Annotated in this window: 13 protein-coding genes and 2 tRNA genes; 8 read left to right on the top strand and 7 right to left on the bottom strand. The window is 52.1% G+C overall.

From position 1 onward, the window contains the following. Nucleotides 1–154: 154 nt before the first annotated feature. Both gatC and H6F43_RS08345 read right to left on the bottom strand, forming a co-directional pair. On the bottom strand, nucleotides 155–448 hold the full coding sequence (gatC, locus tag H6F43_RS08350; RefSeq protein WP_190342335.1) for an Asp-tRNA(Asn)/Glu-tRNA(Gln) amidotransferase subunit GatC: 294 nt from the start codon (nucleotides 446–448) through the stop codon (nucleotides 155–157). A gap of 119 nt (nucleotides 449–567) precedes the next feature. Continuing rightward, complete coding sequence (locus H6F43_RS08345; protein ID WP_190342334.1) at nucleotides 568–1,089, bottom strand: photosystem I assembly protein Ycf3; 522 nt, start codon at nucleotides 1,087–1,089, stop codon at nucleotides 568–570. A gap of 424 nt (nucleotides 1,090–1,513) precedes the next feature. On the opposite strand from H6F43_RS08345, the gene H6F43_RS08340 reads away from it, so the two are divergent. The 3 genes from H6F43_RS08340 to H6F43_RS08330 all read left to right on the top strand — a co-directional run bounded on the left by H6F43_RS08340 (nucleotide 1,514) and on the right by H6F43_RS08330 (nucleotide 4,871). After that, entirely contained in the window at nucleotides 1,514–2,056 is a 543-nt protein-coding gene (locus tag H6F43_RS08340; RefSeq protein ID WP_190342333.1) for a hypothetical protein, read from the top strand. Nucleotides 2,057–2,295: 239 nt separating this feature from the next. Beyond that, nucleotides 2,296–3,591 (top strand): hypothetical protein, encoded by a 1,296-nt coding sequence (locus H6F43_RS08335; RefSeq protein WP_190342332.1) that lies wholly within the window; start codon nucleotides 2,296–2,298, stop codon nucleotides 3,589–3,591. A gap of 98 nt (nucleotides 3,592–3,689) precedes the next feature. Then, on the top strand, nucleotides 3,690–4,871 hold the full coding sequence (locus H6F43_RS08330) for a glycosyltransferase family 4 protein (RefSeq protein ID WP_190342331.1): 1,182 nt from the start codon (nucleotides 3,690–3,692) through the stop codon (nucleotides 4,869–4,871). Here H6F43_RS08330 and H6F43_RS08325 read toward each other — a convergent pair. After that, entirely contained in the window at nucleotides 4,868–6,658 is a 1,791-nt protein-coding gene (locus tag H6F43_RS08325) for a serine/threonine-protein kinase (protein ID WP_242025432.1), read from the bottom strand. The two genes, H6F43_RS08330 and H6F43_RS08325, sit on opposite strands and share 4 nt — an antisense overlap. 556 nt (nucleotides 6,659–7,214) lie before the next feature. On the opposite strand from H6F43_RS08325, the gene H6F43_RS08320 reads away from it, so the two are divergent. The 3 genes from H6F43_RS08320 to H6F43_RS08310 are packed head-to-tail and all read left to right on the top strand — an operon-like array spanning nucleotide 7,215 to nucleotide 8,351. Further along, nucleotides 7,215–7,424, top strand: coding sequence for a DUF2997 domain-containing protein (locus H6F43_RS08320; RefSeq protein WP_190342329.1), 210 nt, complete (start codon nucleotides 7,215–7,217; stop codon nucleotides 7,422–7,424). Between the two features lie 43 nt (nucleotides 7,425–7,467). Further along, the gene (locus tag H6F43_RS08315) at nucleotides 7,468–7,854 is read left to right on the top strand and encodes a DUF1257 domain-containing protein (RefSeq protein WP_190342328.1); all 387 of its coding nucleotides are present in this window, start codon (nucleotides 7,468–7,470) and stop codon (nucleotides 7,852–7,854) included. Nucleotides 7,855–7,907: 53 nt separating this feature from the next. Next, nucleotides 7,908–8,351: a ferredoxin gene (locus H6F43_RS08310; RefSeq protein ID WP_190342327.1), complete on the top strand. Its 444-nt coding sequence runs from the start codon at nucleotides 7,908–7,910 to the stop codon at nucleotides 8,349–8,351. Nucleotides 8,352–8,408: 57 nt separating this feature from the next. Here the strand turns inward: H6F43_RS08310 and H6F43_RS08305 are convergent, their stop codons facing one another. Continuing rightward, complete coding sequence (locus H6F43_RS08305; protein WP_190342326.1) at nucleotides 8,409–9,086, bottom strand: DUF2834 domain-containing protein; 678 nt, start codon at nucleotides 9,084–9,086, stop codon at nucleotides 8,409–8,411. 117 nt (nucleotides 9,087–9,203) lie between these two features. On the opposite strand from H6F43_RS08305, the gene H6F43_RS08300 reads away from it, so the two are divergent. Beyond that, nucleotides 9,204–10,352, top strand: a complete 1,149-nt coding sequence (locus H6F43_RS08300) for a WG repeat-containing protein (protein ID WP_206754548.1) — start codon at nucleotides 9,204–9,206, stop codon at nucleotides 10,350–10,352. Here H6F43_RS08300 and H6F43_RS08295 read toward each other — a convergent pair. The 3 genes from H6F43_RS08295 to H6F43_RS08285 all read right to left on the bottom strand — a co-directional run bounded on the left by H6F43_RS08295 (nucleotide 10,316) and on the right by H6F43_RS08285 (nucleotide 12,960). After that, complete coding sequence (locus tag H6F43_RS08295) at nucleotides 10,316–11,233, bottom strand: acyltransferase (RefSeq protein ID WP_277879905.1); 918 nt, start codon at nucleotides 11,231–11,233, stop codon at nucleotides 10,316–10,318. The two genes, H6F43_RS08300 and H6F43_RS08295, sit on opposite strands and share 37 nt — an antisense overlap. 132 nt (nucleotides 11,234–11,365) lie before the next feature. Continuing rightward, nucleotides 11,366–11,439 (bottom strand) — tRNA-Pro (locus H6F43_RS08290). 36 nt (nucleotides 11,440–11,475) lie between these two features. After that, nucleotides 11,476–12,960 carry a pitrilysin family protein gene (locus H6F43_RS08285; RefSeq protein WP_190342323.1) on the bottom strand — a complete coding sequence of 495 codons (1,485 nt, stop codon included), beginning with the start codon at nucleotides 12,958–12,960 and terminating at the stop codon, nucleotides 11,476–11,478. A gap of 120 nt (nucleotides 12,961–13,080) precedes the next feature. Between H6F43_RS08285 and H6F43_RS08280 the strand changes: the two genes are divergently transcribed. Beyond that, a tRNA-Lys gene (locus H6F43_RS08280) sits at nucleotides 13,081–13,152 on the top strand. Nucleotides 13,153–13,159: the final 7 nt, after the last annotated feature.

Here is a 13,159-nt window from a genome sequence, read left to right as displayed (position 1 = left end):
CTGCAAACGCCATCGGCTCCTGGCACGTTAGAAGTTAGCTTTACGGAGTCTGCCGACCAAGATGCCGGACGAACGGCAATGGCGATCGAGGCAACCGGCAATATCTTTCTAGATTAGAAGTCTAGATTAGAAGCCAATCGCTTCTAGCTAGCAGCTAATCGGTATTAATGATCTTCGGCACCTTGAAGAAATCGGTATCTCGATCGGGCGCACCCTGCAAAATTTCCTCACGATTGGAAGCGGGCTGAAGCGCATCCTGACGCATGACGTTGCTGACCTCGAGCGCCCGTGTTGTAGGCGGCACGTCAGCCACATCTAGTTCGCTCAACTGCTCAAAGTAATTCAAAATATCGCTTAGCTGCGTCGTAAATTGCTCCTCTTCCTGCGGCGTTAACTCCAGTCGAGCGAGGTGAGCAACTTTGCGAACTTGGTCTCGATCAATTGCCATTGTGTCGTTGTTAGGTTGCTAGCTGTTAGTAATTGGCTTTCAGGGACTGCAATTAGCTGTTAGCAATTAGCTGAAGATTAAGCTCTACCAACTAACAGCTAACAGCTTATAACTAATCGCTAAAAATACACGTCCATCTGCGATCGACCGCTAGTCTTTAGCCAGTTCTGCGCCTCAATGTAGTTGTTGGGCGCTTGGCGGATGGCGCGTTTCCAGAAGTCTGCGGCTTGGTCATACAGCGCCTCAGCCGCTTCGTCGTTGCCTGCTTCCTTGGCTTGATCGCCCTGGTAGTGATAGATCACCGCAATGTTGTTGAGGGCTTGTGGCAAGCGGGCGTTGAGGTCGATCGCTTGGTGATAGTACTCCAGGGCGGTATCGTGATCGCCGTTGCTAGCGTGGATTAGCCCAATGTTGTAGAGGATGTAGCTGCGATCGTACGGATCTTCTTCCAGCGTCAGCGCCTCGTGGTAGTTCTCTAGCGCTTCAGCATATTCACCGTCCGCCTGGGCACACATCCCTTCGCGGTAGTAGGCAAACGCTTCTTTTTCTTTTTTGCTGGCAGGCAGAATCTTCAGAATCATGTCTGCCATGACCGTGAAGCTCTTGTCGATGAAGTTGTCGTTGCGTTGAGATCTAGGCATGACGGCTTATTAGCTTATTAACGAGAAGCTGAACGTGTAGTCGAATTGAATCGCTACTAGTTTAACGCTGACGATGACTTGTGGGATAGCCCTAACAATTCGCGCAGTTAACTAAGTAGAAAATTTGTCGGTGATAAGTATCACCGATCGCAGTGAGTCTAGTGGTTTTCACGGGTAATTCACCTCACACCTAAACCTGACGACGTTCACACCCTGATTCGATAATTATCACTGGTCAAATTCAATTGCTGCGTCACAATTTGCGCATTGGGCATTCATCGGTTGGAACTGCCCCTGCTATCGGAGTAGCGCACGTAGCTAATTTCACTGAATTGAATCCTTACACACGGAAAAGCCAGGGTCTCGGCTACCACACCACAACCCTGGCTTCACTCCCCAATTGAACGAGAGGAGCTAGTATCTCATGGTAAACAAAATGAACGTTGGTGTAGACCGAAATGGGGACGCTGCAAGATTACGTCTGCGAGTTGATAGCGATCGTCCCCGCAAGCCACCCTTCACGCACGACTATGCAGCAGCAGATATCATTCGCCTGTCAGCGTTCTTCCGCGACAACCCGGTGCCGATTTTGGTGTGCTGCCCGGATGGGACTTTAATTAAGCTGAATCCGGCAGCGGAGCGCTTGTTGAAGCGGTTCAAGATTGCTGCGACGGATCTATTTGCTGAGGAGCACAAACAACTTGTGCAGAGGAGCCTAGCGGGGCAAATCGCGGACTACACCCTTGAAGTGAGCGTCGGCAACTACCGATTTTCTGTGTCGTATCACGCCCTTCCCACATTCCGATTGGTTTACCTGTACGCGATCGACATGACGGAGTATCGACGAATTGAAGAACTGTTACAGGCAGCAACAGAAACGTTGGGAGTCGTTACACACGCCATTAAGCAACTGCAGGAATTCAGCTACTGGCAATCTCTCAATCTTGTCGAGCTACCCGATCGCTAAAACTAGGAGAACTCTTGCATGTGGGCAACGTTTCCCGCAAATCTATTTGTCGCCATGGACGGCTGCGCGTTCTCCGACGAGTCTGCTGTAGAGCGCCCAGTACGCTGTCCGTCATGTCTTTCAGCGGAGAGCGATCGCGCTCACCCTTGTATCTTGAGGACAGAGAGGAAGACCGTTCCCAAGCCCCTCTTCCAAAATCCTATACTGGAAGACAGATGAGCTAAGGGTTCCGACAAGGTATGACTCCAAATCCCCAAATTATGCGGGCGGTAGAGCGTCTAGACTACCGCGTCACCGTGGGTGATGTGGCGGCGCAGGCAGGGCTAGATGTAAATCTGGCGCAGCAAGGACTGTTGGCGCTTGCTTCCGAAGCAGGCGGACACCTACAAGTGGCTGAGTCTGGAGAAATTGTCTACCTGTTTCCCCAGGAGTTTCGCACCATTCTTCGCAACAAGCATTTCCGCTTGCAGCTTAAGGAGTGGTGGGAGAAAGTCTGGCGCGTCCTGTTTTACCTGATTCGAATTTCGTTTGGGATTGTGCTGATTGCCTCGATCGTCCTGATTCTGGTGTCGGTCGTTCTCATCCTGACGGCGCTTAACTCTAGCCGCGACAGCGACGATCGCGGCGACAGTGGCGCAATTTTTATGCCGAATTTCTGGTTTGGACCCGATATTTTCTGGTTCTTCTACCCAGACTACTACGATCGCCCTGAAGAGCGGCGTCGCGCCCGTGGTGAAGACCGCCAGATGAACTTTCTGGAGGCAGTATTCTCGTTTTTGTTTGGCGACGGCAACCCCAACGCAAATCTAGAAGAGCGCCGCTGGCAGACGATCGGCACCGTCATTCGCAACAGCAAAGGCGCAGTAGTGGCAGAGCAAATTGCTCCTTATCTGGACGACGTAGGGACAGGCTACGCCCAAGAGTACGAGGAGTATATGCTGCCCGTACTCACGCGCTTCAATGGCAGACCTGAAGTCAGCCCTGACGGCGACATCGTCTACCATTTTCCAGAACTGCAAACGTCGGCGGCTCAAACTCGTCCGCGTCCGGTTGCTGCGTATTTGCAGGAGCTTCTCTGGCGGTTTAGTCAGGCAAGCTCAGGGCAAGTTCTTTTGGCAGTGGGGCTAGGCGCAGTGAATTTTGTCGGGGCGCTGGTTCTGGGTCGGCTGCTAGCGGGAGGTTTGGTGGCAGCAAAGCTAGGAGGTTTGGTGGCCTTCGTGCAATCGATTTACTGGGTGCTCTTTGCCTACGGTGCCGGATTTTTGCTGATTCCGCTGGTGCGCTATTTCTGGGTTCAGTGGCGTAATCAGAAGGTGGCGGCTCGTAACGAGGTGCGTCAGGAGCGGGCAGTGCGCCTCAACCAAGCGGACGATCGCCTGCGAGATAAGCTCGCCTACGCAGAGCAGTTTGCCACTGAGACGATCATTGGCAGCAACGATCTGGTTTACACAACCGAGCGGGATTTGACCGAGCAGGACATTGAGCGATCGGCGCAGATCGACGCCGAGTGGCAGCGCCGCCTGAACCAGAGTTAGTGCTGTGCAGCAATTACCCATTGCTAAAACAGTGTTGAGTTCTACGATGGCTGAGTGCAGACTATAGGGGTCACGATCGCGGCTATGCTGCCCCAGCCATGAAAATTCTTGTCATCAACAATCTGTATCCACCGGATGCCCTCGGCGGGTATGAGCGCTCTATTGCAGACTATGCTCGCCTGCTTCAGCACCGGGGACACGATGTGCGGGTTCTGACATCTGGTGATTCACAGCAGTTTTCAGCTAGCCACATCAGCAAGTACGCAGATCCCGTTGTTGAGCGGTGTTTATCGTTAGGCGGAACGTATAGCCTCAACCAAGGCGCGGAGTGGCTCCCGCCTGACGTTCTCGGCGCCGTTGACAATCGCAATCGTCAAATCCTGGCTCAGCACCTGCAAGCCTTTCAACCCGATGTGTGTTTGGTTGGCAACTTGGACTTGCTAAACGTTGATCTGGTTGAGCAGGTTCTTGCAGCGCAGGTGCCCGTCGCGCACTACGTGATGAATAAGCACCCAGGCTATGTCGCTGAGGTGGCTCCCAAAAGTCCGCTCTACCGCTACCTTACCTGTAGCAATTGGGTGACGGAAAGCCTACGGCAGGCAGGCTATCCTGCTGACACCGCATTAACCGTGTATCCGGGTGCCGCGGTAGATGAGTTCTACCAAGCGGAACTGCCGCCCCACGATCGCCTGCGAATTGCCTATGCCAGTCTGGTCATGCATTACAAAGGAGCCGACGTGCTGCTTGAGGCGCTTTGGCTATTGAAAGCTGCCGGAGTCGAGTTTACGGCAACGATCGCGGGTGGAACCCTAATCCCCAGCTATGCTGACGCACTAAAGGAACACGTAGAGTCCGAAGGGCTTCAAGACTGCATCACGTTTCCAGGGGTGCTGTCGCGCCCAGAACTGATCCAGCTCTACAAAACACACAACGTGCTAGCGTTTCCATCGCGCTTTGAGGAGCCGTTTGGCATTAGCCAAGTAGAAGCAATGGCAGCAGGACTGACGCTGATCACCAGTGGCACTGGAGGTGCAGGAGAAATTGTCGAGCACGGACAAGACGGACTGCTATTTGAGTCCGAAAACCCGCTAGATTTAGCGGATGCTTTATCATTTTTGCCTGCAAATCCTGCTGAGTGGGACAGGCTAACTCGCTCTGGGCAACAGAAGGCGCTGACTCAATTCAGCCAAGCCAGCTCGCTAGAAACTCTAGAACGTGCACTGGTTGCTCTGGCAGAAACCAGCCCCAACGCTTCGACTCAATCGGTCCACAGTCGCTAGAACACCTCGATCGAGAGGCTATATTCTCCGGCTTGTGCAGTCGAGACTTCCAGGGTGTATTTACCATCTTGGGGGAGTCGCCCCTGCCAGTTTTTAGAATTCAGCGTGCTGCCGCCAAGTTGCTGTCCGTTCGGCGCGATGGTGTTAAATGTGACTGCTCCACGTAAAGTCCTGACTACTAGCCGCTGACCACGCTTAGCATCCAATTCATAGCGCCGTAGCTGGTTGGGCGATAGCCTGCCCATGACCGACGTGCCACTTGTTCCAGATGCAAATATAACCCGTTGGGTCTGGGGCACGATCGATCGCGCCAGAGTCACTTCCAGCGCATACCGACCAGACCCCGTCACCTGAATCTGGTACTGATCATCGGCGGGTAGCTGCCCGGTCCACTTGCGGGTGCGATACGCAGCCGTTTCGATCGCCTCGTTCGAGCGCAGCACTGTCATGACAACCCCACCCTCTAGGGTTGCTGTCATCAATTGTCCTTCCGACGCTTGTAACAGATAGGGTTGAACCTCACCCTCACGCACGCTGCCCTGCACGATCGTAGACGTACCTGACGCAAACTGAAGCCGCACCGAGGGTTTAGTTGCTTTTGGAGTAGTTGGAGCCGTGAGTAGCGAATTAACGGAGTTGGACGCTTGCGACTGCATCAATCGCGACGCCTCCGATTGAGGCAGCTTGGCACCCGATACCCACACCTCTCCGGCTGCTTCTGGTATCTGCGTCCGAGCGCGCCACAGGAGTGGCAAGGCGACTCCTACCCCCACTAGGGCAGCAGTGATGAGTCCAACACGTACCATAGAGCCTAAACCCAGAGCTTGATAGAAGCTAGACCGGACGGGTTCTGTCGAGGTCGAGATCGGCGACTCCGCTACCTGAGCAGTTGGCGGTGAGTCAGAGGTGATTGGCTTAGATAGCGTAGTGGGTAGAACCGAGATTGCCTGAAGGTCTGCCAGCACCTCCTGAGCCGAACGGTAGCGATCGCCCGGATACAGCGATAGCATTCGCCCTAAAATGTCTGCTAGTCCATCACTCATCGTGGCGTAGGGCTGCCACTGCCACGTCAGCGTTCGAGCGTCTAGCAGGGTCCTTGGCTCTCTGCCCGTCAGCAGCGCCAGACAGGTGGCAGCCAGGGCATACAAATCGCTGTTTGGGTAGACTTTACCTGTTTGCAGTTGCTCCGGCGGCGCATAGCCAACTTTCCCCACGCGCGTCATAGGAGCTGACAGCAGAGATGAGTGGCTGGTTGCTTCTTTTACAGCACCAAAGTCGATCAGCACTGGAAGCCCCTGCTCTGGAATCGGATATGTCATGCTGCTGTGGGGCTGCAAAATAATGTTTTCTGGTGAAATATCGCGGTGCACAATGTTGCGATCGTGAAGGTAGCCAAGCACCGGCAGCAGATACGTGAGCAAATGCAGCACTTCGGATTCTGTAAACACCTGCTTGTGATCGTGAAGCAAGTGACGGTAAGTCTGCCCCTCTACGTAACTCTGCACCAAAAACAGCCGCGCTTCGTCCTCAAAGGCTGCCCAAAAACGCGGCACCTGAGGATGCTGAATTTGGTAAAGAGCACTGGCTTCGCGCCGAAATAAAAGCTTCGATTTTTCGACTAAAGCACTGTCTTGGTAGGGAACGGTAAACTCTTTTAGAACGCATCTCTCTTGAAAGCGTTCTTGGTCGAGTGCTAAATAGGTACGACCAAATCCACCCTGACCGAGAATTTGCTGGATTTGGTAGCGCTGTCGAAGAACGGTTCCCAAAGGAACTGGAGGTAGCATGTGGGTCAAAGCTTTTTTGGGAACTGTTGCAAAACAGTAAAGACATGTTCCCTCACCCAGAAGTATGACCGATACGACGACCAAGCTCGTATGGAGCTAGACCCCCTCAGGGTTTAAGTCCTCAGTCTTGGTCGTAAGTAGTCTCACGGATAGCTACAGACGCAAGACGTAGTTGTGCTGCTAGTGTAACTGATTTGCGCGCAATTTTCTCTACAAAATATTTAGGACGCGCTTTACTTTGTGATCCCAGATCACTCTGTAGACAGACGATGACAAACCCCAGAGGTTTTATAAAGATTTATAAAGCTGAAGTTACACCCAATTCCTTAACTTGACTGCTGTGCAAAGTTAAGCGAAACTGTCAAATAATTGAGTCCCCACTCTAGCCAACTAAGATAATTTATTACGAATTATTCTTGTAGATTACATTAACTCAATTTTGATTTAGTGGATCTATGAGGGCGGCAGGTCAGTTACTGATTGGGCTGTTTCAGCGACGTCGCTGACCTTGGACGTGAGCGGTTTGACTCTAGAGTAAAGGTCGTTTGTTGAAAGCATGGAAACACTGGAGTTCATTATTTATCCCGACGGTCGGGTTCAGGAGAAGGTAACGGGTATCGTGGGTGCTTCCTGCGCTGAGGTTACAGCCGCGATCGAAGCTCAACTCGGTCAAGTCCTTGCCCAAGAGCCAACGTCGGAATACTTTGCCCAACAGGTTCATCAATCTTCTGTTGCAACTGCCCAAGCTACTTTCAGCGAATGGTAAGTTCCTCAGATTCTCGTCCAGCTTGTACTCGTTAAAAATCGCCATGTCACACTTTAGCCAAATTAAAACTCAAATTCGTAAGCTGTCTTCTTTGCAAGCTGCCCTCACTGACCTCGGGATTGACTGGAAGGCAGGTCCTCAGCCTGTCCGTGGCTATCGCGGACAAACTCGCACCGCTGAGGTGACGATCGAACAAGATAACGGATACGATGTCGGATTTAGCTGGAACGGCAATGAGTATGAGTTGGTTGCTGATCTACAATACTGGGCGCAGCCTTTGACCGTAGACCGCTTCCTGAGCAAAGTAACCCAGCGCTATGCTTACCACACCGTGCTGAGCGAAACGACACAGAAAGGCTTTCAGGTAGCTGAGCAGCAACAGAACGCTGATGGCTCGATTCGACTGGTCTTGCAACGCTGGAGCGCTTAGATTAAAGCGTTTAGTCGTCTGTAGCGAATTTCCGTCGTTTACGAGGTACCTTCATGGTTGCATCACCGGATGACATTAGCCGTACAGGTTTTGAGCCTGAGTTAGGCGGTCTGCTGCGCGATGCGCCTGAGCGATCGGGGTTGGAGCCTGAGTTAGGCGGTGCTCTGAGACAACGAGGCGTCTATGTAGATGAGATCACTTGCATCGGCTGTAAGCACTGTGCCCACGTTGCTCGCAATACGTTCTATATTGAACCGGACTACGGGCGATCGCGGGTTGTGCGACAAGATGGCGATTCGGAAGAGATCATCCAAGAGGCGATCGACACGTGTCCAGTTGACTGCATTCACTGGCTCAACTATGCCGAACTGAAGCGGATGGAAGAAGAGCGGAAGTACCAGGTAATTCCACCACCGGGCTTCCCGATCGACCACGCGGTGGTTACATCCAGCCAGCGGCGCGAGAAGCTGAAAGCACGCAGGCGAAAGCGAGTCTAATCGATAACATCGATAACTAAGTAAAAAGGGGCTGACCTACCAGCCCCTTTTTACTGTTTAACTGCTAGACACGGGCTGCTGAGGAAGCGATGCTTCGAAGTGTTCTGGTAGTGCCGGACGCAGCGCCAGATAAACTGCCGCTCCCAGCAGTGGTACAAGTGTCACTGCCCAGAAGAGGCGATCGTCCTTTAGCCCCCGTCGCGCCATATCGTCACCCAACAGGCTGGGAAACAGGCCGCACAGCAGACAGAAATCCAGGCTCATCACATGAATAAAGCGGCTGGTCTGCCACTGCTGCCCAAAATCACTCCAATTGCCCTGACTGATTCCGTAACCCAACAAGCCAGCTGCGCCGATGGTGAGCGCAATTCCGTACCATCGCGAATCTAAGAGCTTGAGCAGCCACGTTTTTTGACCGGAGAACGAAGGATTTGGCTGGCGAAGTGCCAGGTAGGGCAGAATGGCAAACGCCCCCACACCAAATGACAGCAGCGCAAAGACCCACGCGGGCACTTTCTGCCCTCTGCCGTCTGCGAACAGCACGCCGCTGTAGATCAGGGGAAACACACCCATCAGGTTGAACAGCGCGACGATGAGTGGATTAATTCCTTCAATTTGTCCAGTTGAAAGTCGCTGAATCAGATCTAGCGTATCCGGTTGATTCGGCGGTGCTAGTAAAAACGCATAGGTGACGAAGCCCAGCCAAAGCAGCCCAAATCCCAGTTTTCTAGCCATGCCTTGAATTACTCAGAATTTCCTCAACTTTAATTCAGAAGTTAACGTGGTGAACGCAACTATGAGCAATGTAGATAGATAGCAGACAACTATGGATATACCAGTCAAGTGAATAAAATGGCTCGTCTGGTGACGATCGCTCTGACCTCGTTGACCGTGGTGGTTTTGATGTCATCTGCCCTGACGCAGACGCCACGTATGCCAACGGTTTCACAGGTCCCAGCGGTTGAAAAACCGACCCAAATGGCTCGTCCCCTGTTCGCGATTCTCCAAAACAACAAAATTGGCTACATTGATCGCAGGGGCACGATCGCGATTAAACCGCAGTTTGGTACGCGGCTCTATCGCTCCTATTCCGTTAGCGATGCCGAGGAATTTGCCTTTCAGAACGGTTTGGCGTTAGTGAAAGTCGGTCGTCAGTTTGGCTACATCAACCCAGCAGGCAGGATTGCGATTAAACCGCAGTTTGCGGATGCCAAACCGTTCCACGAGAACTTAACCGCGGTAAAAGTCGGCGATCGCTGGGGCTTTATTGACGCCACAGGCAAGCGAGTGATTCCGCCAGCGTTCCAGTCCGTGGAGAATTTCTCCGAAGGCTTGGCGCAGGTTTGGTCGGGGGATAAGTATCGGTTTGCCGATCGCGCAGGCAGGGTGGTGATTGACCCAGGTTTTAGCGTTTTGAACAACTCCCATTTTTCTGACGGATTGGCAGTTGTCCTGACCGTCGAGCAAACGTCTGGTTTCATTGATAAAACAGGAACCTTTGTGATTCCGCCCAAGCTGGTGGGTGCTGGACACTTTTCGGAAGGGCTAGCATCCGTGATCGTTGGCAACAAACGCGGCTTTATCGACAAGACGGGTCGCGTTGCGATCGCCCCCACGTTCGACGAAGTTGGTCATGGGTTTTCGGAAGGATTAGCGACTGCGAGAGTGGACGGAAAATGGGGCTACATTGACAAAACAGGGACATGGACGATCGCGCCACAATTCCAGCAAGCCCAATCGTTTTCTCAAGGCTTGGCGCGAGTTGCCGTTAGCATAGATGAGAATAATCCGCTGGGTAAAATCGGCTATATCGATAAAACAGGCAAACGAGTAATCTCGCCGCAGTTTGCAGATGCGTCGGATTTCCGAGGTGATTTAGCCGCCGTTGTTACTGGCTTTGATAACGGTTGGAGCTACGTCGATCGTACAGGAAAATTAGTTTGGCAGCGACTTGCAGAGTATCGTCATGCTTCCAGAACTTTCTGGGGCTGTCTTAGCTGATTGATGACTTTTCTGCCCAACGAAATTCCCGGTTTTTCAATTAGGTGATAGGTGATTGTAGCGACTACAATAGTGCCTCCTACCGTTAGCATTAACCCTAGTCCATAATTATTAGAAGACCACTGTTTGACAAGTGGCATTACGGCTGCATGAGTTAGATAGGTGCTATAGCTGATGAGTCCGAGCAGTCCTAACCAGCGGGGCATTTTGACGTTAGATAGCATCCAAATGAGAACAACAAACAGACAGGCGGCAGCGAAACTGGGAGCCGCGTCTCGCAGTAGCAGCCCGATCGCAATCATAACAGCTACCACTGGAAAGACAGCAACCCCACTCAGATGGTATAGAACGAAGCCCAGTCCAAAGACTGGCAGTTGCGATGTAAACCAGTAATCAGTGAAGTAGGTGTTTTCAAATATCAACGTTACGATCGTGCCACTTATGAAGGTGATGCAAGTAAAGGCGATCGCGCTTGTCAAGCTATTAATCTTCTTAGCCAGTATTGGGAACATCAAATAGAACAAAATTTCGACGGAAATTGACCAGCTAAAGGGTACAACCCGCGTGTCAATAAAGAAGAATGCTAATAAAGTCTTCCAATGAAATAAGTGTGACCAGTTATAGAAAATGATGGCGCTGTAATAGAGCGGAGCAATCCTAAAAAATCGCTTGATTAAAAATGTTTTTGAGTCGTCGTAATTTCTCAGCAGCAATGTGTAGGCGCTCAGAACGTAAAATAACTGTACACCCCGCGCAGTAAACTCTACAGGAATGGGGGTAGGAGCAACAAAGCGAGAGACGTGAATTACGATCACCATTAGTGCAGCAATCCCTCGCAAAAAATCGAGGTAGACTAATCTTCCCCCAGCCTCGTTTCTCATAGTGCCTCTGAGTGTTTGTCTCAGCGTTAAGACATTGCTCAGACGCACAGGTTGACCACGTGCGATCGCCTTAACCCTGCTGCAAGCCAGTTTAAAACGACAAAACCCTCTCATTGAGAGGGTCTATGGCGATCGGAGCGGCGGGATTCGAACCCACGACCCCTACTACCCCAAAGTAGTGCGCTACCAAGCTGCGCTACGCCCCGACGCGCTTTCCAACTATAGCATACTGGCGCAATTGCTCAGGATTTACTTGGTGCAGGAATCGAAATGTCGATCGCCTGAACTGGTCCCAACGTAGTCAACGGCGGCTTAATTTGTGCCTTGTTGCCAACCACCAGCGTCACTAGATTTTCTGGCTTCAGATAGGTCTGGGCAACGCGCTGCACATCGGCGGTCGTGGTTGCTTCCACAGCTTTGCGATAGCGAAAAATAAAGTCGTCCGGATAGCCAAAGTACTCGTAGCGAAGCAGTCGAGAAAGCGTTTGAGCAGGGTCTTGGAAGTTGAAGATAAAGGCATTTAGGACGGAATCTTTGGCATAGGCAAGCTCGGCAGCAGTCACGGGTGCAGTGCGAATCTTCTGAATTTCAGCCTGCACGCTTTGAATGAAAGGAACTGTAGCATCCGATCGCGTTTGTCCGCCTGCCACAAACACGCCGGGGTAATCGTACTGGGGACTCCACGTGCCGTAGACCGAGTATGCCAACCCTTGGCGAGATCGTACTTCATTAAACAGCCGCCCCCCAAACCCATTTAGCACACCGTTCATCACAGATAGAGCTGCGTAGTCGGGACTGTTAATTTGCCCGCCTAGATGCCCCAGTTGAACACTGCTTTGGGTCAACTGCGGTTGGTCTACAAAAAACACACCGCTGAGCTTCGACTGGGACACTGCAGGCAGCGGAGGAGTTTTTGCCTCAGTTGCAGGCTGCCAATCGCCTAATTTCGCTTCGATTAGGCTCCTCATTCGACGGCTATCAAAATCGCCAACAATGCCTAACAGCAGATTGTTCGGATGATAGTACTGCCGGTAGAACCGAAGCAAATCTTCGCGCGAGATGTTGTCTAACGTCGCATATTCGATCGTCCACGCATAGGGACTGGTATCTCCGTAGAGTAATTTGCGGAACTCCCGGTTGGCAATACTCTCTGGTTCGTCGTTGCGGCGGGCAATGCCGCCTCGCTGCTGCGTTCTCTCCAAATCAAGTTTGTCGGCGGGAAAGGCAGGAGCGCGAAGCACTTCGGCAAACAGCCCAAAGACGTCCTCCAAATCTTCGCTCAAGGCGCTAAAGCTGGCATTGCCCGACACTTCTCCCACGCTAGTTTCCACAGAGGCGGCTCGCTGCTCTAGAAATTGATTGATCTCGTCAGCACTACGCTGCTGAGTGCCGCCCGATCGCATCACCGCGCCCATAACTCCTGCCAGCCCAACTTTATCGCCGGATTCCAAACGATCGCCCGTGCGAATCAGGGCAGTACCGCCAACCAGAGGCAATTCGTGGTCTTCCACCAAGTACACGGTCATGCCATTGGCAAGCTGGAAGCGGCTATACTTCGGCAGTTTAATCTCTGGCAGCGGCTTAAACGTCAGATCGGTGTAGTGCTTAGCGGTTGCCGCTGCTGCCGGACGCAGCGCCAGAAACAGCAGAATTAGTGGAATCACGATAAAAGAGACAGCCAGCGTCAGAATTTTTGCCGTTTGCTGTTTTCGGGTAAGTCGTTGCATCGGAGCGCTCCTTTGATCGTGCCTCTAAATCTATTGTCTAGCGTTATTTGCCGAAACGATCGTGGTAAATAAGAATCATTCTGTGCTATTCTGGAAAACGTTGCATAAGTAACGAAACATGGGTCGCTAGCTCAGCGGTAGAGCATTCGGCTTTTAACCGACTGGTCTCGGGTTCGAATCCCGGGCGACCCATAAACCC

Origin of the sequence: Leptolyngbya sp. FACHB-36 (assembly GCF_014695955.1) — a bacterium.
GTDB lineage: Bacteria > Cyanobacteriota > Cyanobacteriia > Leptolyngbyales > Leptolyngbyaceae > FACHB-36.
This window is presented reverse-complemented; position numbering and strand designations above follow the sequence as displayed.

Excerpts from the sequence above, each read along its gene's own strand:
- gatC (WP_190342335.1), bottom strand. The coding sequence starts at position 448 with ATGGCAATTGATCGAGACCAAGTTCGCAAAGTTGCTCACCTCGCTCGA.
- H6F43_RS08345 (WP_190342334.1), bottom strand. The coding sequence starts at position 1,089 with ATGCCTAGATCTCAACGCAACGACAACTTCATCGACAAGAGCTTCACG.
- H6F43_RS08340 (WP_190342333.1), top strand. The coding sequence starts at position 1,514 with ATGGTAAACAAAATGAACGTTGGTGTAGACCGAAATGGGGACGCTGCA.
- H6F43_RS08335 (WP_190342332.1), top strand. The coding sequence starts at position 2,296 with ATGACTCCAAATCCCCAAATTATGCGGGCGGTAGAGCGTCTAGACTAC.
- H6F43_RS08330 (WP_190342331.1), top strand. The coding sequence starts at position 3,690 with ATGAAAATTCTTGTCATCAACAATCTGTATCCACCGGATGCCCTCGGC.
- H6F43_RS08325 (WP_242025432.1), bottom strand. The coding sequence starts at position 6,658 with ATGCTACCTCCAGTTCCTTTGGGAACCGTTCTTCGACAGCGCTACCAA.
- H6F43_RS08320 (WP_190342329.1), top strand. The coding sequence starts at position 7,215 with ATGGAAACACTGGAGTTCATTATTTATCCCGACGGTCGGGTTCAGGAG.
- H6F43_RS08315 (WP_190342328.1), top strand. The coding sequence starts at position 7,468 with ATGTCACACTTTAGCCAAATTAAAACTCAAATTCGTAAGCTGTCTTCT.
- H6F43_RS08310 (WP_190342327.1), top strand. The coding sequence starts at position 7,908 with ATGGTTGCATCACCGGATGACATTAGCCGTACAGGTTTTGAGCCTGAG.
- H6F43_RS08305 (WP_190342326.1), bottom strand. The coding sequence starts at position 9,086 with ATGGCTAGAAAACTGGGATTTGGGCTGCTTTGGCTGGGCTTCGTCACC.
- H6F43_RS08300 (WP_206754548.1), top strand. The coding sequence starts at position 9,204 with ATGGCTCGTCTGGTGACGATCGCTCTGACCTCGTTGACCGTGGTGGTT.
- H6F43_RS08295 (WP_277879905.1), bottom strand. The coding sequence starts at position 11,233 with ATGAGAAACGAGGCTGGGGGAAGATTAGTCTACCTCGATTTTTTGCGA.
- H6F43_RS08285 (WP_190342323.1), bottom strand. The coding sequence starts at position 12,960 with ATGCAACGACTTACCCGAAAACAGCAAACGGCAAAAATTCTGACGCTG.